This is a genomic window from Variovorax sp. LjRoot130, assembly GCF_964253755.1.
In the GTDB taxonomy this organism is placed as follows: Bacteria; Pseudomonadota; Gammaproteobacteria; order Burkholderiales; family Burkholderiaceae_C; genus Variovorax.
On record NZ_CAXURM020000001.1, the window covers coordinates 703,505 to 724,367 of the forward strand.

17 protein-coding genes are annotated in these 20,863 nt (G+C 68.7%); 9 read left to right on the forward strand and 8 right to left on the reverse strand.

All coding sequences use genetic code 11. The features are described from left to right. Window positions 1-80: 80 nt before the first annotated feature. Window positions 81-938: a LysR family transcriptional regulator gene (locus ACSQ86_RS03635; protein ID WP_436302708.1), complete on the reverse strand. Its 858-nt coding sequence runs from the start codon at window positions 936-938 to the stop codon at window positions 81-83. Between the two features lie 83 nt (window positions 939-1,021). Between ACSQ86_RS03635 and ACSQ86_RS03640 the strand changes: the two genes are divergently transcribed. Continuing rightward, complete coding sequence (locus tag ACSQ86_RS03640; RefSeq protein WP_436308508.1) at window positions 1,022-1,402, forward strand: tautomerase family protein; 381 nt, start codon at window positions 1,022-1,024, stop codon at window positions 1,400-1,402. 73 nt (window positions 1,403-1,475) lie between these two features. Here the strand turns inward: ACSQ86_RS03640 and ACSQ86_RS03645 are convergent, their stop codons facing one another. From ACSQ86_RS03645 to ACSQ86_RS03660, 4 genes are all read right to left on the reverse strand, one after another. Continuing rightward, window positions 1,476-2,255 carry a hypothetical protein gene (locus tag ACSQ86_RS03645; RefSeq protein WP_436302710.1) on the reverse strand — a complete coding sequence of 260 codons (780 nt, stop codon included), beginning with the start codon at window positions 2,253-2,255 and terminating at the stop codon, window positions 1,476-1,478. A 16-nt stretch (window positions 2,256-2,271) separates the two neighbouring features. Then, window positions 2,272-4,257, reverse strand: a complete 1,986-nt coding sequence (locus tag ACSQ86_RS03650; protein ID WP_436302711.1) for an ATP-binding response regulator — start codon at window positions 4,255-4,257, stop codon at window positions 2,272-2,274. After that, entirely contained in the window at window positions 4,254-5,258 is a 1,005-nt protein-coding gene (locus ACSQ86_RS03655) for an ABC transporter substrate binding protein (RefSeq protein ID WP_436302712.1), read from the reverse strand. The genes ACSQ86_RS03650 and ACSQ86_RS03655 overlap by 4 nt, the downstream gene beginning before the upstream one ends. A 168-nt stretch (window positions 5,259-5,426) precedes the next feature. Further along, entirely contained in the window at window positions 5,427-7,319 is a 1,893-nt protein-coding gene (locus ACSQ86_RS03660) for an ATP-binding protein (RefSeq protein ID WP_436308509.1), read from the reverse strand. 236 nt (window positions 7,320-7,555) lie between these two features. On the opposite strand from ACSQ86_RS03660, the gene phnD reads away from it, so the two are divergent. The 4 genes from phnD to ACSQ86_RS03680 all read left to right on the forward strand — a co-directional run bounded on the left by phnD (window position 7,556) and on the right by ACSQ86_RS03680 (window position 14,018). Next, entirely contained in the window at window positions 7,556-8,587 is a 1,032-nt protein-coding gene (phnD, locus tag ACSQ86_RS03665) for a phosphate/phosphite/phosphonate ABC transporter substrate-binding protein (protein ID WP_436310253.1), read from the forward strand. 7 nt (window positions 8,588-8,594) lie between these two features. Then, window positions 8,595-9,620: a phosphate/phosphite/phosphonate ABC transporter substrate-binding protein gene (locus tag ACSQ86_RS03670; protein WP_436308510.1), complete on the forward strand. Its 1,026-nt coding sequence runs from the start codon at window positions 8,595-8,597 to the stop codon at window positions 9,618-9,620. Between the two features lie 244 nt (window positions 9,621-9,864). Next, window positions 9,865-13,392 (forward strand): beta strand repeat-containing protein, encoded by a 3,528-nt coding sequence (locus ACSQ86_RS03675; protein WP_436308511.1) that lies wholly within the window; start codon window positions 9,865-9,867, stop codon window positions 13,390-13,392. Between the two features lie 143 nt (window positions 13,393-13,535). Then, entirely contained in the window at window positions 13,536-14,018 is a 483-nt protein-coding gene (locus ACSQ86_RS03680) for a DUF2846 domain-containing protein (RefSeq protein WP_436302717.1), read from the forward strand. 93 nt (window positions 14,019-14,111) lie between these two features. Here ACSQ86_RS03680 and ACSQ86_RS03685 read toward each other — a convergent pair whose 3' ends face one another. Beyond that, window positions 14,112-14,486, reverse strand: a complete 375-nt coding sequence (locus tag ACSQ86_RS03685) for a VOC family protein (RefSeq protein WP_436302718.1) — start codon at window positions 14,484-14,486, stop codon at window positions 14,112-14,114. A 71-nt stretch (window positions 14,487-14,557) separates the two neighbouring features. Here ACSQ86_RS03685 and ACSQ86_RS03690 point away from each other — a divergent pair, with 71 nt between their 5' ends. Further along, window positions 14,558-15,193: a LysE family translocator gene (locus ACSQ86_RS03690; protein WP_436295300.1), complete on the forward strand. Its 636-nt coding sequence runs from the start codon at window positions 14,558-14,560 to the stop codon at window positions 15,191-15,193. A 17-nt stretch (window positions 15,194-15,210) separates the two neighbouring features. On the opposite strand, the gene ACSQ86_RS03695 is transcribed toward ACSQ86_RS03690, so the two are convergent. Continuing rightward, window positions 15,211-15,486, reverse strand: coding sequence for a DUF4242 domain-containing protein (locus ACSQ86_RS03695; protein WP_093110740.1), 276 nt, complete (start codon window positions 15,484-15,486; stop codon window positions 15,211-15,213). A gap of 182 nt (window positions 15,487-15,668) precedes the next feature. Between ACSQ86_RS03695 and ACSQ86_RS03700 the strand changes: the two genes are divergently transcribed. Then, window positions 15,669-16,754, forward strand: a complete 1,086-nt coding sequence (locus ACSQ86_RS03700) for a CAP domain-containing protein (protein WP_436302719.1) — start codon at window positions 15,669-15,671, stop codon at window positions 16,752-16,754. A 68-nt stretch (window positions 16,755-16,822) separates the two neighbouring features. Further along, window positions 16,823-17,842 carry a Bug family tripartite tricarboxylate transporter substrate binding protein gene (locus tag ACSQ86_RS03705; RefSeq protein ID WP_436295301.1) on the forward strand — a complete coding sequence of 340 codons (1,020 nt, stop codon included), beginning with the start codon at window positions 16,823-16,825 and terminating at the stop codon, window positions 17,840-17,842. A gap of 10 nt (window positions 17,843-17,852) precedes the next feature. On the opposite strand, the gene ACSQ86_RS03710 is transcribed toward ACSQ86_RS03705, so the two are convergent. After that, the gene (locus tag ACSQ86_RS03710; RefSeq protein WP_436308512.1) at window positions 17,853-19,310 is read right to left on the reverse strand and encodes a caspase family protein; all 1,458 of its coding nucleotides are present in this window, start codon (window positions 19,308-19,310) and stop codon (window positions 17,853-17,855) included. A 195-nt stretch (window positions 19,311-19,505) separates the two neighbouring features. On the opposite strand from ACSQ86_RS03710, the gene tssK reads away from it, so the two are divergent. Next, window positions 19,506-20,837 (forward strand): type VI secretion system baseplate subunit TssK, encoded by a 1,332-nt coding sequence (gene tssK, locus ACSQ86_RS03715; protein WP_436302721.1) that lies wholly within the window; start codon window positions 19,506-19,508, stop codon window positions 20,835-20,837. The last annotated feature ends 26 nt before the right edge of the window (window positions 20,838-20,863 follow it).

The following is a 20,863-nucleotide window of genomic DNA, read 5'->3' on the forward strand; positions in this document are numbered from 1 at the left end:
GAAGCCTCCTGTCCGGAGTCATAGTGGGTGAGCCTTGGACAAGTTGCTGACCTGGCCTGCTCACAGTTCGTGAGCTTTCGTTAGCCTCGCACCGCGCTCCTGAAGGCAGCCGAAAGCGCGGCAAGCGCATCGCGCGGCCGGCCGTCCTTGACCCTTGAGTGAAGCAGAACTGGCAAGCGCGGTAAATCGGGAAGCCCGAGCTTGGCGCCCACGTCAACTGCGCCAAATGGCAGCATGCGCGGAGCCAATGCAGCAACGCCCAGCCCGGCCATGACGGCCGCAGCGACCGCCGCAACGCCGCCGCCGACGAAAATTTCTGTCCAGGGCACGGCTGCCGCATCGAGAAGCTGCCCGGCCATCACACGCACGCCGCAGGGCTCGGCAAGCGTGGCAAGCGGCAGGGGCTCGCCCGCGCGATGCTGCCAGCTTGGCGCTGCGAACCAGCCGAATTTTTCTTCGGTAAGAATTTCCCCGTCGCTCCGCCCGACATGCAGGCGGACGATCACGGTGTCGAGTTCCCGCCGGTCGAAGCTTTGAAGCAGGTCGCCCGACGATCCGATCCGGATTTCGATCAACAGCTGCGGGTCTTGCGCGTTCATGCGCGCGATCAGCGCGGGGAGCTCCGGCCCCGCAACATGGTCGCTGATGCCGATGGTGAGGCGCTGCCGGGCTCCGGCAAATTCGGCGAGCGCGCGGTCGTGTACCTCCAGGAGTTCGCGGGCGTGTTCGAGGAAGGCTGCGCCCCGCGCCGAAAGCTGCACCGACCGGGGCGTCCGCTCGACGAGCCGGCAGCCGAGCCTCTCTTCGAGCCGCTTCAGCTTCAAGCTGACCGCGGCCTGCGTCGTCTGCATGGCTTCAGCCGCGCGCGTGAAGCTGCCAAGCTCGACGATGCGGATGAAAGCCTCGACGGCATCCAAGTCGAGGGGGCGTTCCATCATTTCTATTTGTTATCGCTGATATAAATATAAATAGCATATCAAAATAGATAACATAAAACCAGGACAACATGGAAAGGACTTGCATGCCGCTCACTCACATCTCACTGCGTGCCGGAAAGCCGGAACCCTACCGGCAGGCGATCTTCGACAGCCTTTACCGCGCGATGCACGAAACGTTCAACGTGCCCTTAGACAACCAGTTCATGACCATCAGGGAGCATGACGCTGCGAACTTCCGCTACGGCGCGTCTTATCTTGGCATCGCCCGGAGCGACGATCTCGTGCTGATCCAGATGACCGTGAACAACACCCGCACCGTGGAACAGAAGAAGGCGCTGTTCGGGCGGATCGCGGAGCTGCTCGGCGAAAGCCCCGGCATCCGGCCGGAGGACGTGTTCGTGAGCCTTGTTGAGGTCGCGAAAGAGAATTGGTCCCTCGGCCACGGCCTCGCGCAATACGCTTGAGGCGATTCTGTTGAACGCGGCCGCAGTTTGCGCAGGAGCACGAGCGGCCCACCTACACCTCCGCACGCGCGCCTCATCGCGCCGCCAGCGCGCGGCCGAAGTCGCCGGTGTAGGTGCGCAGGCCCTGATGCGTGAGGCGGGAGCGCGCATCGATGAAGACCTTGCCGCCCACCGATTGCCAGCGGCGGCAGAACGCATAGTCCTCGCTCAAGTAGCGGCCGTTGTCCGGCTCGGCCATCACGTCGAAGAAGCGGTAGTGCGGCCAGGCGCGCGAGGCGAGGTCGCCGGTGGCGGCATCGGGCGTGTAGCGCAGTTCGGGGCAGGCCGCGGCCAGCCGCTCGAACACCGTGCGCGCGATCAGCATGAAGCCCGTGGGCGCGTCGAGCACTTCGACGAAGCCGTCCGCGTCCACCGTGCGATCGCCCTCCAGCGCGTTGGCCGGAAAGCGTGCATGGCGGACCTCGAACTCCTCGCGCGTGCTGCCCGCGGGCAGCGGCGCGCGCAGGCCCTCGGCGGGCCAGCCGTCGCTCTTGAGCGGGTAGACGCCGGCCACCACCTCGCGGCCGGCGAGCAGAAGCCGCAGCGCGGCCTCGGGCTCGAAGCCGATGTCGGCGTCGATCCAGAACAGGTGCGTCCAGCGTGCATCGGCCATGAACTCCGCCACGAGGCGGTTGCGCGCGCGCGGGATCAGGCTGTCGCCGTCGAGAAAGCGGGTCTGCATCGCGAAGCCGTGGCTCCAGGCCAGGTTCACCAGGCCGAGCAGGCTGCGCACGTAGGTCGAGCTCATCGCGCCGTTGTAGCTCGGCGTCGCGATGAAGGGGCGGATGTCTTTCAGGGCGGAGATGTCGAGCATTGCTGCATTATTGAACTCATGCGTTGCTGCGGCGGGTCGACAGAAGCGCCCGCAGCTTCGCCGGCGCCACCGGCTTGGTGAGCAGCATCACGCCGCCCTGGCGCAGCCGCTGCAGCACCTCGGGCCCGGTGGCGCCCGAGACCAGCACCGCCAGCGCATCGGGCTGCAGCCGGCGCGCGGCGTCGATCACTTCCATGCCGTCCTCGTCGCCGGCCAGCTGAAGGTCGCACAGCAGCACGTCGAAGCGCGTGCCGGCGTCGGCAAGCCGCTCCAGCGCCTCGCTGCCGGTGGCCACGCATTCCACCAGACAGCCCCATTGCCCGAGCAGCGCGCGGCTGGCATCGAGGATGGCCGGGTCGTCGTCCACCACGAGGCAGCGCAGCCCGGCCAGCGGCGACGCGGCCAGCGGCTCGGGAGCCAGCGGCAGCACGTCGCGCGGGTTCGCGCGCGGCAGCTCCAGCGCGAAGCTGCTGCCGGCCTGCAGCGCCGAGCGCAGCGCGATGCGCGTGCCGAGCAGCGCGGCGATGCGGGCGCAGATCGCGAGGCCGAGGCCGAAGCCCTGGCGGCGGTCGCGTTCGGTGTTCGCGACCTGGTAGAACTCCTCGAAGATCCGCGCCTGGTGGATCGGCGCGATGCCCACGCCGTTGTCGCGCACTTCGATGCGCACCTTGCCGCCGCGCTGTCGCGCCAGCACCAGCACCGTGCCGTCGGGCGAGGTGTGGTGGATCGCATTGCTGACCAGGTTGCCGACGATGCGCAGCAGGAGGGCCGAATCGGTGCGCACCGCGAGCCCGCGGTCCATCCACACCAGCCGCACGCGCGCGGCGGCGGCGCGCGCCGCATGCTGGGCATCGAGCTGGTCGAACAGCGTGGCGAGCGACACGTCGGTGATCGCCGGCGTCAGCACCTGCGCATCGAGGCGCGAGATCTCGAGCAGATCGTCGAGCAGCACGCCCATGAACTCGGCGCCCTCCTGCAGGCGCAGCACGGCAGGCCGCTGCGTTTCGGTGGCCGTGGGCAGCAGGCCGTCGATGAACAGGCCCATCGCATGCAGCGGCTGGCGCAGGTCGTGGCTGGCCGCGGCGAGGAAGCGGGCGCGCGACAAGGCCGCCTGCTCGGCCTCGGCCATGCGCTGCAGCGCGACGGCGGTGGCTTCGCGCACCTGCTCCTCGCTCTGCTGCCGGTTGCGCTGCAGGCGCTCGGCCAGGCGGTTGATGTCGTGGGCGAGGTTGGCGAGCTCATGGCGCGCGCGCGGCTTGCCGGCTTCGCCCTTTTGTTCGCCTGCGTTGCGCGCGACGACGTTGCAGCGCGCATCGAACCGGCCCGCCTCCAGCGCCGCCACGGTGCGCGAGATGCGCCGCAGCGGCTGTGCGACCGCACGCGCCGTGTGGCGCACCCAGGCCCACGCCGCCAGGAGCGCGATCATCGCGATGCCGATGCCCGCCATCAGCGAGCGTGTGCGTTCGCGCGCATAGGCCGTGGTGTCGCGGAAGGCCTGCACCAGGCCGATGGGCGTTTCGCCGGCGGCGGTCGAGCCTTCGGGCGCGAAGGCGCTGGCGCGCGAGGCCTCGCGCAGCGTGACCGGCGCGGTGAACATGCGCAGCTGCGCCAGAGGCGCGGTCTTGGGGCCGGCCGTCACGTAGACGCCGGCGCTGTTGCTGATCTCCACCCGCGTCACTTGGCCGCCGCGCAGCGCCGCGTTGGCGACGTTCTGCAGCGCGGGCAGGTCGCCGGCGTAGAGGCTCAGGTCGGACATCGCGGCCACCTGGCGCGCCACGGCCTGGCCTTCGGCATTGAAGGCAGCTTCGAGCGTCTCGAGGCGGCTGTGGGTGAACCAGGCGGTGAGCGCGATGGCCACCGCCGCGCAGGGCACCACGCCGAGCCGGAACAGGTCGCGCTGGAGGCTGCCGCCGACCACGACGGTGCGGCCGTCCGTTGCGGGCGGGTCCGTCGGTCGTGCGGCGGAGGCGGGCACGGCCAGACCGTGGCTCGGGGCGGTCATCGGGTGGCGGTCACCCGCTCGGTCAGTTCCCGCTCTTCCGGAATGCGCAGGCCCAGACCGCGCGCGACGGTGGCGTTGATGCGCACCGTGGCCGGCGTCGCCGCCTCGACCAGCACGCCCGCGCCCGCCGGCGCGGCGGCCACCTTCTGCCCGAGCGCGCGCGCCTGCAGCGCGAGCTGCCCCGGCGTCGAGACGGCGGCCGCAAGCCCGCCCGAGCGGACCAGGCCGTCGCTGGTGCCGAACACCGGCAGGCCGGCGCCGGCGCCCGCGCGCAGCACCGAGAGCGTGGCGGCCTGGCTGTCGCCGATCAGGTCGGGCAGCACCATGAGCGCATCGCTGCGCGGCACCAGCACGCGCAGTACCGAGGCCAGCGAGGTCGCGTCGGGTGCGTATTCGACCTGCAGATCCCAGCCCTGGGCCGCGCGCTGCAGCTCGCGCACGATCGGCTCCGACTCGGCCGTCGCCACCACGCCGAGCCGGCGCTTCTGCGGCAGCACCGCGTCGATGAGCGTCAGCTGGTCGGCCATTGCCGGCTCGCGCAGCAGCACGCCGACATGGCGGTCGGTGCGCCGCAGCGCGGGGCTTGTCTTGAGGCTTTCGTAGTCGAGCCGGCTCAGCATCACGAGCACCAGCGGGTCCTGGCCCGGCCGCTCGATGGCGGCGCGCGCCGCCACCGGCCCGACGGCCATCGTGACCGGAACCTCCGCCGGAGCACTCGGGCGCATGCCGCGGGTGCGCACGCCGGCCATCACGCGGTCTTCGCCGGCGCCCGCAAGCTCCGGGACGGGGCCGCCGGCGGGCAGGCGGACCAGATCGAAACGGCTGCCGGCCTCCTGGGATTCGCGCAGCAGGCGAACGAACTCCGTGTGGGCCGCCAGCTCGTCGGCCACCAGCACCGTGAGCCCGGCCGCGTTCGCGCCGCCGGCGAGCAGGACGGCGATGGCCATGCCCGCGATGGTGCGCAGCCCTTGAAAGAGCGCTGGAGATCGATTCGCAAACATGAACTGCACCTGCAGTGGGTGATGGACCCAATGTACGGACGCGGCCTGCTTCGCGCGATAAGGCAGAGGGCTTATGTCGGCCTGCACGGCACCGGATTGCCGTGGAAGACTGCACGGCTTCGCGGCCTGTCGGCCTATCTCCGACGTCGTATCCCTGGCGGGACCTTCCTACAACACCGCCTGACGCACCGCCGCCAACTGGGCATTGATCGCCTGCCGCAGCAGCTTCGGCGACACCGGCTTGTAGAGCACGGCGACACCCGAGTTCGCCACTTCGCGCAGCCGGTCGGGCTTGGTCTCGCCGGTCACCAGCAGGCGTGCCGTCGCCTCGCCGATGCCGCGCGGATGGCGCTCCAGCGCGGCCAGCACATCGAGGCCGTTGTCGCCGCCTTGCAGCAGCAGGTCGCTCACCACCAGGTCGGGCGGCCGGTCCCACTCGTCGGCCAGCGCCAGGGCCTCGTTGCGGGTCTGCGCGGCCATCACCTCGGCACCCCAGTTCGAGAGCACCACCTGCAGGCCCTCGAGGATGGTGCGCTCGTCGTCGATCACCAGCACCCGCACGCCGCGCAGGCTCGCTTCGTCCTCGCCGCCGGCGCCATGGGGCAGGGCTGCCGGGCCCACCGGCGCCTCTGCCGCGGGCTCGGCGGCACGCACCATCACGCGCACGCAAGTGCCCTTGTGCGGCTGCGAGCTCAGCTCGACGCGCGCGTTGAGCAGCGCCGCCAGCCGCTGCACGGTGGCGAGGCCCAGGCCCATGCCGCGCGCGTCGCGGCCCTGCCGGCCGTGCGGCTCGACCTGGTAGAACTCCTCGAAGACCCGCGACTGGTGATGCGCCGCGATGCCGACGCCGGTGTCCACCACGTCGATGCGGATGCCGCGGCCGCGCCGGCGCGCGCCGATCAGCACGCCGCCCTCGGTGGTGTGGCGCAGCGAGTTCGACACCAGGTTGTTCAGGATGCGCGAGAGCATCACGTAGTCGCTGCGCACCCAGAGCTCGGTCTTGCGCACCACCAGCCGCAGGTTCTGCTGCTCGGCCACCGGCCGGAAGTTGCGGCTGATCTCGTCGAACAGATGATCGAGCGCAAAGTCCGCCCACTGCGGCTGCAGCACGCCGGCATCGAGCTGCGAGAGGTTGAGAAGCTCCGAGAACAGCCGGTCCAGCGATTCGACGCATTCGCGGATATGGCCGATGCGCTGCAGGCGCACCGGGTCGGTCTCGCCGTTGGCCAGGCCGTCGGAGAACAGCGTCAGCGCGTGCAGCGGCTGGCGCAGGTCGTGGCTGGCGGCGGCCAGCAAGCGCGTCTTGGCTTGGCTCGCCACCTCGAGCTGCTGGTTCTTGCTGGCCAGTTCGGCCGTGGCGTTGGCGATGCGGCTTTCCAGCTCGCCGCGGCTTTCCGACAGCGCGCGCGCCGCCTCGTTGAAGCCGTGTTGCAGGTGCCGCACCTCGGCCGTGCCTTGGACCGCCACCTGCGCGTCCTCGCCGGCGCCCAGCCGGTCGACCGCCTCGCCGAGGGCGCGGATCGGCGCGCTGATGCGGCGTGCCGCCCACCAGCCGGCCAGCCCCACGCCCACCAGGCTGGCCGCCAGCACCAGCACCACGTTGATCCACACCGAGCGCTTGGCGCGCTGCACCGCGTCGAGGCTGATCTCCACCATCACCTTGCCGGTGTGCTTGCCGTCGTCGCCGATGATCGGCGCCACCACCTGCAGGCCCTCGCTGCGCTCGCGGTCGGTGGTTTCCGAATTGGCGAGGATCTCGCCGTCTTCGGACCAGATCTGCACCTGCTGCACGTGCGGCTGGTAGCTGCCGGACTGCGCGGTGCGCTGCAGCGCGCGGCGGTCCATGCTGTGGAGCTGGATCTGGGCCACGGTCGCCACCTGCAGCGCCACGGTCTGCGCATTGGCGCGCATCAGCTCGGTCACGCTCGCGAGGTGCTGGCGCGTCAGCACCGCGATCGCACCCAGCGTCGCCACCATGGCGGGCAAGAGCGCCAGCAGCACGAGCTGCTGCGCCAGCGTCAGGCGCATCAGCAGGCGGAGGGCGCGAAAGGGCCAGTTCATGGGCGCATCAGACGCCTGGCGACTTGTGTGTCAACCACCGACTTAAGTACATGTCTAGAGAAAAACGTCACGAATCTGATCGAAGTTGGTTTCTAATTGTGTTCTCGACAGAACCGCTTTGACCAGCCCCAAGGCCCCCAGCCGACGCGTTCCAGAAGAAGATGCAATTTCCTGTCCATTGCGCCGCCGGTGCTCCCCTTGCTTCTCCCGCCCCGCATTCCGGGCGTTTGCGGATGATGGCACGGCGCGCCGCCGCCCTGCTGGGGCGCTGCGCGCTGGCGTTGCTGCTGGGCGCGCCGCTCGCGGCCGCGGCCCAGACTGCGGGCACGGCCGCAGCCGCCAACACGGCGTCGCTGCGCTTCGGCATCCTGCCGCTGGGCGGCGCCTTCGAATCGCGCAACGACTGGGAGCCGCTCCTCGCAGACCTGAGCCGCGCCATCGGCCGGCCGGTCAGCGTGCTCTCGGTCACTTCCTACGAGGCGCTCGAGCAGGCGATCCAGCGCGACCAGGTCGACATGGCCTTCCTGTCCGGCAAGATGGCGCTCGATGCCGTCACGCAGCGCCGGATGAACGTCGTGGCGCAGGTCACGCGCCACGACGGCCTGCCCGGCTACCGCGCGCTGCTGCTCACGCGCAAGACCGGGAAGTTCACCACGCTGAAAGACCTGCTGGCCCAGCCCGAGCGCTGGCGCCTGGCGCGCGGCGAGAGCCGCTCGGTGTCGGGCTTCATCGTGCCGCAGCTCCAGCTCTTCCTGCCGAACCACATTGCGATGGAGACGCGCTTCGCCAGCGAAGTGGTGGGCACGCACCAGGCGACGGCGCTGGCGGTGGCCAACGGCGAGGCCGACGTGGCCACCAACAACACGGCCGATTTCGAGCGCTTCAAGCTCCAGTTCCCGGCCGAGGCCGATCGGTTGCAGGTGATCTGGGAGTCGGAGCTGATCCCGCACGCGCAACTGGTGGTGCGGCGCGAGTACAGCCCCGAGTTCCAGAAGAAGGTGCAGGCCTTCCTGGTCGACTACGCGCGCGCCAAGGGGCCGCGCGGCGACGCCGAGCGCGCCGTTCTGAAGTCGCTGCACGACCTCGCCGGTTTCGTCGCGGCCGACAACAGTTCGCTGTTGCCGGCCGCCAAGCTCGCCTACCAGCTCGCCAGGCAGAGCGCCATGACCTCGCAGTGGGTCAACGAGGCGGCGCGCCAGGCCCGGCTGCAGCGCATCGAGAGCGGGTATGCCGAGCAGGTGGCGGCCTTGCGCAACGGCGCACCCTGAGCCTCGCATGAGGCGGTGCGTGCTGCGCGCGGCGTGGCGTTGCACCCTGGCTGCCGCGCTGGGCTGGCAAGCCGCTGCTGCGCTCGCACAAAGCCTTCGCGCCGAGCCGCCGCCGGCCATCCGCTTCGGCGTGCTGCCGGTCGGCGGTGCGGTCGAGTCGCGCGGCAACTGGACGCCGCTCCTTAACGACCTGAGCCGCGCGCTCGGCCGGCCGGTGAGCGTGCTCTCCGTGACCTCCTACGAATCGCTGGCCCAGGCCCTCCGGCGCGACGACGTCGATTTCGCGCTGCTGTCGGCCAAACTGGCGCTCGATGACGTCGCAGAACGGCGCATGAACGTGGTGGCCCAGGTGGCGCGGGTCGACGGCCTGCCCGACAGTCGCGCCGTGCTGCTCGCGCGCAAGACAGGCGCCCACAATTCGCTGAAGGAGCTGCTGGCCCGCCCCGAACGCTGGCGCCTGGCGCGCGGCGACAGCCGCTCGGTGTCGGGCTTCATCGTGCCGCAGCTCCAGCTCTTCCTGCCGAACGGCATCGCGATGGAGACGCGCTTCCAGAGCGAGATCGTCGACACGCACCAGGCCACCGCGCTCGCGGTGGCGAATGGCGATGCCGACGTGGCCACCAACAACACGATCGACTTCGAGCGCTTCAGGCAGCAGTTTCCGGCCGAGGCCGATCGGCTCCACGTGATCTGGCAGTCCGAGCCCATTCCTCCGGCCGTGTTCGTGATGCGGCGCGCCCATCCCCTCGCGTTGCAGAAGAAGCTGCAGGACTTTCTGGTCGACTACGGCCGCACCAAGGGGCCGCGCGGCGACGGCGAGCGCGAGGTGCTGAAGTCGCTGCATGCGCCCTTCGGCTACGTTGCGGCGGACAACACGGCGCTGCTGGCGGCGGCCGAGCTGGACTACCAGCTTGCGAAGCGGCGCGCGCTCGCCGCGAAGTGGGTCAATGCAGAAGCGCGCGCGGCCCGGCTGGAACGCATCGAGCGCAGCCATGCGGAGCAGGTGGCGGTGTTGCGCGACGGCAGGCCCTGAGCGCGGCCTCGGCCTCATAACACGAACGACTTAAGCGAGCTTTCACGCGGGATCCCGCCGCTGCGCATTCGGTCACGAAAGCGCGGAGATTCTTGCCGCGCAGCTTGATGCCTCGACCCTGGTCGCCAGAATGCGCGCCTCAGCAAGAAGAAGGGTCGGGGTCAGTGATGGTGTTCAGGGGAGGTCGAGGGCCAAAGGCCCACGAGAAAACGCGCGCCGTTTTTTTGCGCCGGGCACGCTGAGCGTGACCGCCAATGCGCAGCCTGATCAAACGCTGATCAATAACGCCGGCCAGCTCAATGCGGGTCAGCTCGACCTCCGCGCCTCGAACATCGCCAACACCAATAACGGCGAGATCGTCCAGACTGGCACCGGCGCCACCACCATTGCCACCTCGGGCGCCATCGACAACACCCAGGGCCGCATCGCCACCAACGGCCAGGACCTGAGCCTCTCGGCCGAGAGCTTCGCCAACACCGGCGGCAAGATCGAGCACGCGGGCAGCGGCAGCCTGAGCATTGGCGGCGGCAGCTACAGCGGCGCCAGCGGCCAGATCACCGGCAACGGGGCGCTGGTCGTCAACCTTGCGGGCGTCTTCAACCAGGACGGCGGCAGCACTTACGCCAAGCAGATCACCATCGATGCCGGCGCCTTGAGCAACCAGGGCGGCAAGATCGTCCAGGGCGAAGCGGGCGCCACGCGCATCACCGTGGTGGGCGCGTTGAACAACAACGCCGGCACCATCGCCAGCAACGGCAACACCGCCGTCGCCGCGGGCAGCCTGAGCAACCAGGGCGGCACCCTCCGTGCGGCCGAGACTTCGAACCTCGGCCTGACGGTCGGCGCCATGCTCGACAACAGCAACAAGGGCGAGATCGGCGCCGGCGGCAACACCACGCTGAATGCCGGCAGCCTGAACAACAGCGCCGAAGGGCGTATCACCGCGGTCGGCGATCTCGGCGCGACCGTCGCCGGTACCCTGACCAACGTCGACGGTACCCTGGTCGCCAACGGCAACACCACCGTCGAAGCCGCGAGCCTCGACAACACGCGCGGCACCACCGCAGCGGTCAACGGCGACCTGCGCGTCACCACCGCAGGCATCACCGACAACAGCACCGGCAGCCTGCAAGCCGGCGGTGCCACCGTGCTGAGCAACACCGGCCTGGACAACAGCGCCGGCAAGGTGTTCGGCAACAGCCTGAGCGTCGCCACGCACGGCCAGGCGTTGACCAACGTCCAGGGCACCATGGCAGCCACGACCACGGTCGATGTCCAGTCGGGCGCGCTCGACAACAATGCCGGCCTGATCCAGTCGGGCGGCGCGATGACCGTCGACACCCACGGGCAGGCGCTCACGAACACCAACGCGGCGGGCTACGCGACGGGGCAGGGCGGCATCACCAGCGCCGGCACGCTGACGCTGGACAGTGGGGCCCTGAACAACAACGCCGGCTTCATCGGCGCGAAAGATGCGCTGGTCGCCAATACCCAGGCGGTGACCAACGCTGCAGGCGGCATCGTGCTGGGCCAATCGACGGTAGCCATCAACACGCGCGGCGCTACCTACGACAACCGTGGCGGCCAGACCTTGGGCGTGGGCGACCTGAGCATCAACGCGGGTGCAGGCGCCATCGACAACACCGGCGCCCTGATCCGTTCGAGCGGCACGACCACACTCAACGCCGGCAGCATCGGCAATACCGCCACCTCCGGCGCCGAGGAGGGCATCGAGGGCAAGAACGTCGCAATCACCACGGCCAGTCTGACCAATGCATCGGGCGCCATCCGCGCCGACCTGAACGCCACCCTCACGAGCGCCGGCAGCGTCGACAACAGCGCCGGCGGCCTGATCTCCGCCGGCGATACGCTGTCCGTCGTCGACCCGAACGCAGCGAACCCCGGCGCCAAGACCCTCGCCGTCAAGAACACCGGCAGCACGCTCCTGGCCGGCAAGGCGCTCGCCGTCGATGCCGGCGCGCTCAGCTTCGACGGCAAGCTGCTGTCCAAGGGCGACATGCGTCTCGCGCTGAACCAGGACGTCGTGATCGCCGCGGGCAGCGAGACCATCGCCAATCGCAATCTGAGTCTCAGCACCAGCGGCAACATCACCAACAGCGGTCGGCTCGCGGCCGGCAACGAGCTGCTGCTCGCGGGCCGCAACATCGACAACACCGCCACGGGCGACATCCAGGGTTACATCACCACCCTGAACGCGAGCGGCACCGTGACCAACCGCGGCGTCATCGACGGCGTCGTTACACGCATCAACGCGAACACGCTCACCAACATCGGCACCGGCCGCATCTATGGCGATCAGGTCTCGATCGGTGTCGGCACGCTCAACAACCTGGCCGAGACCGTCAACGGCGTGACCAGCGCTGCCACCATCGCCGCGCGCTGGCGTCTGGACATCGGCGCGCAAACGATCCACAACCGCGACGGATCATTGATCTTCAGCGACGGCAATCTCTTCATCGGCGGCAGCCTGGATGCCGCAGGCCATGCCACCGGCGCGGCAGCCACCCTGAACAACCATGCGTCGACCATCGAGGCGACCGGCAACGCCGACATCAAGACAGCGGTACTGAACAACACCAATGGCGGTGTCACCTGGACCTTGCAGCCGGGCCCCAGCGAGCACTTCGTCGAATACATGACTCCCGGCAGCAGCCAGCGCTGGAAGGACAGCGAGGTCCTCTTCGGCTTCGGCGGCTACATCCAGTTCCCTGACACCGGCTGGAACGGCTGGACCGCGGCAGCCGCGTCCAACCCTCTCTTGCCCGGCAGCAGCCCCAACGTCCGTCTGCTGGTGCCTTCGCCCGATTACCCGCTCGAGCGCTTCCGCCCCTACTACCTCCAGAGCCCGGCCAACAGCGCCGATCGCAGCTACCAGACCTGCACGGGCGGCGAAGCCAGTACTTGCGAGACGACGGCCATGCCCGGCGCCTGGTATTCGCGCACCGACCCCATCTGGGCCACCTTCGGCGTCACGCCGCCCGCCGAAGACCTTCCGGCTGATTTCATCGGCAGGGTGCATCCCGACATCACCGTGGGCCAGGAGGGCGTCTGGGTCTCGAACGGCGCCGAGGTCGCGGAGAACGTGCTGGTGCCCTTTGACCACCCGGTCACCCAGGCCGAGTACGACCGGTGGCAGGCCTACCGCCAGGCCCACACGCAGTTGGACGAGGCCACGCTGACCTTCATCCACACCATGACGGGCGTGGTCCGGGGACCCGACGGCGACAAGCCATCGCGCCTCTATTCGATCTACGACGCCTTCGACTACACCGTCACCACGTCCACGCCGGTGCTGCAGAGCTCCGCGCCGGCCAGGATCCTCTCAGGCGGCGCGATGAGCATCCAGGTCGCCGGCGGCACCAACGACATGAGCCAGATCCTGGCCGGCGGCGCGCTCAGCGTGACCGGCGGCACGATCGCCAACGTCGGCCTGACGGTCGATGCGCCCACGGTTCAGACCGGAACGGCCGTTCACAGCTACGTCAAGGAACACACCTTCGGCAGCGACGAGCGGCTCTATCAGGTCGCGCCCTACAACCTCACGACGAACAGCACCGCGACCCTCGCGGCGGCACGCCAGGAAGGCCATGTGGCCATCGCCGGCAGCGGCGCCGGGACCGGCGCTTTGACCCTGGGCCAGACCGGCGCGGCAGCGCAGGGCAGCGGCGGCGTGGTGACTTACGCGCTCGGCGGCGATATCGCGAAATGGCTGCAAAAGCCCATCGACGGAGCGGCGCTTGGTGAGTTCTGAATCGCCTTCCGCTAGCTCGGTGGAACTCAAGCTGAACGGTCCCTGCGACCTTTGCGTCAGTGCTTTTCGCTGACGACAACCCCACCTCTGCCGGGCTTCGTACAGCCTGGCCTATCGATTTCAACAACCAGAAAGTGCATCGAATGAATATCAAGAAGTCAATCACCATCGCCGCGCTGGCATGTGCGGCAGTTGTCCTCACCGGCTGCGCGAGCTTGCCCTCGCCGGAGGCCATGAAGGCTGCGACCGCCAACTACCAGCTTCCGAAGCTGCCCGTCGCGGGCGAGGCAATGGTCTATGTCGTGCGCCCCTCGTCGGTGGGCAGCATGATCCGCTTCAATGTCTTCGTCGACGATCAGGAGCCCGCTTCCGAAATGGGCTTCACGCGAGGCAACCAGTACATCTACTTCACGCTGCCGCCGGGGCAGCACAAGATCTACTCGAAGGCCGAGAACTGGGCAGAAACACCTGTTTCGGTCAAGGCGGGCGAAGTGGTGTTCATCGAGCAGGAGCCGTCCATGGGCGTCATCATGGCGCGCAACAGCCTGGTCAAGCTCGATGAGCTGCCAGGCAAGTACCACGTGAAGAACCTGCCTGTCGGGACCGTCATCAAGACCGCAAAGTAGGTCGTTCTGCGCCCACGGGATTGCATCACCGGGGCGCCATGTGCAACTCAGTTTGTGCAATGGCGGGGCAGGAGCGAAGCCAATCGGCGCCCCTCAAACGCCCTGTATCACCGCCATGATGTTCCCCTCCGTATCCGTGAACCAAGCAGCCTTCGCCCCGCCCTGGTTCACGATGCCGTTCTCGTCCTTCCCCGGCATGTCGTAGTCCTCGAACACGACGCCGCGCGTCTTCAGTTCGGCCACTTCGCTCTCGATGTCCTCGACCTGCCAGAAAGCCTGGCTGGCCTTGGAGGTGCCGGCGTTGGGCGTCGGGTACAGGAAGCAGCTGGTGCCACCTGCGCACTCGTAGACGACACCGTCGTCCACTTCCGCCGTGGGCTTGAAGCCGAGCTTCTGCTCGTAGAACTGCCTCGCACGGGCGACGTCTTGCGCCGGGATGTACGCGTACATCGGTGACTTCTGAAGCATGGTTTTCTCCTGTGATCCGCGGGCCTGAAGACAAGCACCTACCATCGCGCTTTTGGAGCGAAAGCACAACCATGGACATCACCCTCCCGCTGCTCGGCATCGCCGGCGCCATGATCGTCGGCGCCATGAGCCCCGGCCCGAGCTTCGTCATGGTCGCGCGCACGGCCGTTGCGTCGCGCAGCGATGGGCTGGCCGCGGCGCTGGGCATGGGGCTCGGCGGCATCGCCTTCGCGGTCGCCGCGCTGGTCGGGTTGCAGGCGGCCTTTCTGGCGGTGCCGGCGTTGTACCTCGCGATCAAGCTGCTCGGCGGGCTCTACCTGGTGTATCTCGGCATCCGCATCTGGCGCGGCGCGAAGCAACCTTTGGACGTCGCCGAGGCGCAGGCGCCGGGCGGCAACCGGCAGCCCGGCCGGCGTGCGCTGCTGCTGGGCCTGGCCACGCAGATCAGCAACCCGAAGACGGCCGTGGTCTACGCCAGCATCTTCGCGGCCTTCCTGCCGCGCGACGTGCCCCTGTCGCTGGCGCTCGCGCTGCCCGTCGTCATCTTCTGCATCGAGACCGGCTGGTATGCCATCGTGGCCTTGGCGCTGTCATCGGCCGCGCCGCGCTCGGCCTACCTGCGCTACAAGACCTGGATCGACCGCGCGGCCGGCGGCATCATGGCGCTGCTCGGCGCCAAGCTCCTGTCTGCCGCGCGGGAGGTTTGAATCAAGAGAGTGCGCGCCTAGGCCCGATAGAAGTAGGGGTCGAGCACGGTGACTTCCGTGATGGTGTCCACCGGCAGGCTGTTGTCGCCCGCCGTCTCGCGGATCGCCTCCGGGTTCGGGCTGTCGTAGACGCAGAAGGACTTGCGATGGTCCTTGCTCACATAGGAGTGGACCCAGGTCACGCCTCTCTTGGCGTTGTTGGCGATCACCATGCCGCAGGCCCGCGCGCCGACATCGGTCACCGGGATCTCGAGGCCTTCGGGAAAGGTGCGTTCGACCAGATAGCGAGGCATGTCTGCTCCTTGGTTGAGTGGCTACGGCAGGAATGCGCCGTCGGTCTCAGCTTAGCCGGCCATGCCTTTCGCGTCTGCCCGGGACTTGCCTAGCGTTGGCATCGCTCCGAGTTCGGCCTACCTACGTCAACGATGGCCGCGCTCTGACAGGAAGGTTCGCGATTTCGTGACGTCATGGCGCCATGACGCATTCGCTTTCCTTTTCCATATCCGCTTACGGCTGGCGCCATGCGCTCGCAACCATCTTCTGTGCGTTGATCGCAGCCTGCGGCGGGGGTGGCGGCGGGGGCGGGGGCGTGGCGGTGCTGCCGCCGGGCTCTACAGCGTCGACCCAGACCCCGCCGAGCGCGCCGGCCGACGGAGCGCTGCCCTCGACGCTGGTGACTTCCGTCCCCCCCGACACCTACGGCGCTTCTTCGGAGGGCCACCAGGCCTTTGCACTGCTGAACGCGGAGCGCGAGCGCTGCGGATTCGGCCTTCTCGCGCAGAACGCCCAGCTCGATGCCGCTGCCAAAGCGCACGCGGACTGGCAGATCGTGAACAACCAGTTGACCCACCAGGAGACGCCGGGCACGTCCGGCTTCACGGGCGTGAACCCGGCGGACAGGGTCTCGGCCGCGGGCTATTCGGCCGGCGGCGTGGGCGACGAAATCTCCAGCCTGTACTACTCCGGCTCGATCGCGGGCACGGGCGTCTTCGGCGTGCGGGCGCTGCTCGCGCTGCCGTACCACCAGGTCGGCATGCTGGGCGGCTTTCGCGACATCGGGATCGCGCTGCGCGGCAGCGATGAACTCGGCACCACTGCCATCTTCGGCCCGCGCACCGTGCAGCAGTTCAACCTGGGCTTCACGCCGGCCGCCGGCCGCCAGGAGCCTGCCAGCGACCAGGTGCTCACCTATCCCTGCGAAGGGACCAGCGGCGTCTTTTTCGAGATCACCAACGAGACCCCCAATCCGGTGCCGGGCCGCGACCTGCGGGCCAGCCCGCTTGGCCACGGCCTGCTGGTGGCCGTGCGAACCGGACAGACGCTCGCGATCTCCTCGGCATCGATGCAGACGCTGTCGGGGAACGTGCCCGTGGTGCTCCGGCCGGCCATGACCAGTGACAACGATCCGAACGGCGTGTTGGCTGCCAACAAGGCGCTGATCATTCCCGACGCCTCCTTGATGCCGAACACTGCCTACGCGGTGAGGATCGCCGGCACCAACGACGGCGTGTCCTTCGCCAGGAGCTTCAACTTTTCGACCGGCGCCGGCGCGGCCCGGTGAGGCTTGTGAGGCACCCGGCACGATCCTAAGATGGGCCGGGTCGAATTTGCCAACGTCTGGAGAAGACCATGATGCCGATCGAGTCGAACGTCTCTCTTTCGCGGCGCACCGCGTTGCAGCTCGGGCTGGGTGGCCTCGGCGCGAGCATGCTGCCCGGATTCGCCGCCGCCCAGGGCGCCTGGCCCGCCAAGCCGGTCACGCTGGTGGTGGGTTATCCGCCCGGCGGGCAGACGGATTTCGCGGGGCGCATCCTCATCGCCGGCATGCAGAGCAGCCTGGGCCAGAGCGTGGTGATCGACAACAAGCCCGGCGTCAACGGCAACATTGCCACCGACTTCATCTCGAAGGCAGCGCCCGACGGCTACAGGCTGCTGGTGGGCAACGGCAGCAACATGGTGCTCAACCCGCACACCTACCGCAACACGCCGGTGGCGGATCCGCTCAAGCTCACGCCCATCGGCCTCACGCTGACCTCGTCGCTGATGCTGGTGGTGCCGGCCAGCCTGCCGGTCAAGAACCTCGAGGAATTCATCGCCTGGGTCAAGGCGCAGGACAAGGAGGGCAAGACCGTCGATTACGCGTCCGGCGGGCCCGGCAGCCTGGTGCAGACGGCGATGGAGCTGTTCCGCGAGCGCATCGGCAAGCCAAAGATGAGCCATGTGCCGTACAAGGGCAGCAGCCCGGCAATGACCGACCTGATCGCGGGGCGCGTCCCCTGCATGTTCGATGCCTCGTCCGTGGTCGCGCCCTTCCTCAAGTCCGGCCAGCTCAAGGCACTGATGGCGACCGGCCCCAAGCGCGTGCCGGCCTTCCCGGACGTGCCCACGGCCGCGGAGCGAGGCATCAAGGACTTCCAGGTCATCTCCTTCATCGGCCTGTACGGCCCGGCCGGCCTGAATGCCGACATCGTGAAGAAGGTCAACACGGCGATGAACAGCGCCCTCAAGGACCCGGGCGTGCAGAAGACCGTTGCCGACCGCGGCGACGAAGCCGGCGGCGGCACGCCCGAGCAGCTGGGGGCGCTGACGCGCGACTACTACAAGCTGCTGGGCGAGGTGGTCAAGGCCAACGACATTCGCGCCGAGTGAGGCGCCGGGCTTACTGGATCTTCACGATCTCCGCCTGCGGCTGCGCCTCGGGCGCCGCCGCGCCGGCGCGCATGAGCTTCTCGCCTTCGCGGAAGAAATACCAGCAGCCGTCGTCGGGCCTGCGCGCGTCGGTCAGCCGGCTCGGCGGCACGGGGTTGAACCTGGCGCAGAGGCTCCCGTCGTTCTTCAGCTCCCAGCGGCCCGAGCCGTTGCTGCTCGCGTTGCCGATGCTCTGGCTGTTGTAATAAATAAGGCCGCCGCTTCGCATGTCCCAGCGCATCAGGTAGCCCGCTGTGCTGTCCTTGAGGGTGTGCGTCTTGCCGACGAGGAGCTGCTCCACCTCGGCGCGGTCCAGGAACTTGCGCGCTGCCGAGGCGGGCGTGGTGCTGCTCGCGGGGGGCGATAGCGCGGCCACCTGTGGGGCCGGAAGTGCTGGCGGCTGTGCGGCCGGCTTTGCGGCCGGCTGTGGCGGCGGCGCCGGTGGCGGGATGGATGGCGGCGCCGTTGCGCGCCCGGCGTCGAGTTCACGTTGCGCGCGCTCGAGCTGCTTCTCGAGTTCGTTCGGCTCGAAGCGCCGACCCGCGGGCTCGCGAACCTGAGGCTGCCGCGCCGCCTCGCGGCCCGGCTGCTCTTGGGCCGGCGGCGGGTTGCGTTGCGGGTTGAAGCTGAAGTTCGAAGTCAGCGAGGTGTTGACCCAGGGCAGCTGGCGCTCACGGGTGTCGCGCAGCACCTTGACGCGCACGTTCTTGAACATCTGCTCGACCTCGAGGCCGGGGACCATCATCTCCACGGCCAGGTGCTTGGTGTAGACGCTGTTGCGGCCGCTCGGGCCGTCTTCGGCCGGTGCGCCGGGCGCCGAGGCGAACGCGATCAAGGTGCCGCGCGCACCCATCTCCGCCAGCCCGCCGGCGGAGCGGATGTTGCGCGTCTTGCCGGCGAAAGGATTGTCCCGGCAAGCATCGAGGATCACGATGCGCGGGTGCGAGCGTGCCTTCTCGATGCGACTCAGGAACAGCTCCTCGATGTCGACCGACTCGTCCTTGACCTCCTCCTGGTCGCGCAGGTTGATGTCGACCGGCAGCAGGTAGTTGCGGCCGTCGATCTGCACCCCGTGGCCGGCGTAGTACAGCACCGCGATGGCATCGTCCTCCTGCACCCGGCGCGCGAACTCGCGCAGCGCGCGCCTGAACTGCAGCACGTTGACATTGAGCTGCTCGTTGACATCGAAGCCCAGCTTGCGCAGGTTGTTCGCGATCAGCCGCGCGTCGTTCTCCGGGTTGTCCAGCGGCACCTTCGGATAGCGCGCATTGCCGATCACCAGCGCGATGCGCTTGTCGGCCGGCTGGGCCTGCGCAGGGGCGGCCGCCGTCAGTGCAAATAGGACAAACCCCACCACCAGCATCCCGAGCAGCCGGCACACGACCGCGCCCATGTCGGCTGGATCGTCGGCGGCACGTGGGGCGGACATGCCAACGAATATCCGCCCGCGCCATCGCCATGGCAATTCGTATTTCTGCAGGGGCTCGTGCTTCATTGCGCCTAGCCCCTTAGCACTATCCCGGTCGCTGCGCCTAGGCCATTAGCCAGATTTGCCTGGCCTCCGGTGCGCCGGAAACTAGATGTTTCCACCCAGGCGGGAGCCCCCGCCGTCGACGGAGCGCGGATGAGTTGGCGAACTAAAGTGGTTTGGAGCGAGGGGATGCTGCTGCAGCCTCAGCACCTGCAGCAAAGCGAGCGCCATGCCGATCATGCGCGGCATCTTCTGTTGCGAAGCACCACGCCATATGCCTGGGGTTTTGCCGAGCTCGAGATCGACCAGGCCGCGCTCTCGCTGGGCAAGCTGGCGCTGGTGCGCGCAGTAGGCGTGTTCGGCGACGGCACCGTGTTCGACATGCCGTCGGTCGATCCGCTGCCCGAACCCATCGACATCTCGAGCACGATGCGCGACGAGGCCGTCGTGCTGGCCCTGCCGCTGCGCCGCGCGGGCGCGCGCGAGGCCGATGCCGAGGCGTACGACGACCTGGTGCGCCATCGCGTGCTGGAGTCCGACGTGCCCGATTCCAACACCGCCGGCGAACGCACCGCGATGTTGCAACTGGGCCAGCTGCACACCCGCCTGATGCGCGCCGGCGACGCGACCGATGCCTGGACCACGCTCAATGTCTCGCGTGTGGTCGAGCGGCGCGTCGACAACCAGGTGCAGCTCGATCGCGTGCTGCTGCCGCCGCTGCTCGACGTGGCGGGTCATGCCGTCATCCGCGCGTGGCTCGACGAGCTGCTGGGCCTGTTGCGCCAGCGCGGCGAGGCGCTGGCCGGGCGCATGAGCCAGGGCGGCACCGGCGGCGTGGCCGAGATCGCGGACTTCATGTTGCTGCAGACGGTCAATCGCAACGAGGCCGTGTTCGCGCACCTGGCCAAGAGCGCCATGCTGCACCCGCAGCGTTTCTACGAACACGCGCTGGCGCTGGCCGGCGACCTGGCGAGCTTTCGCGATTCGCGCCGCGTCGCGCGCTTCGGCCCCTACATCCACGACGACCTGGCGATGAGTTTCAAGCCGGTGATGGACGACCTGCGGCGCAGCCTGTCGATGGTGCTGGAGCAATCGGCCATCCGCATCGAGCTGCACGACCGCAAGCACGGCGTGCGCGTGGCTGTGATTCCCGATGTCGAGCTGCAGCGCAACGCCACCTTCGTGCTCGCGGTCAACGCCCAGATGCCGAGCGAGGCGCTGCGTGCGCGCTTCCCCACACAGGTGAAGATCGCGCCGGTGGAGCGCATCCGCGACCTGGTCAACCTCGCGCTGCCGGGCGTCACGCTGATGCCGCTGCCGGTGGCGCCGCGGCAGATCCCCTTTCATTCGGGCGCCAACTACTTCGAACTCGACACGCGCAACAGCGATCTCTGGCGCCAGCTCGAACAGTCGGGCGGCGTCGCGATGCATATCGCGGGCGACTTCCCCGGCCTCGACCTCGCGTTCTGGGCCATTCGCTCGTAATCGTCTCGCCCGCGCCCCTGCCGGAG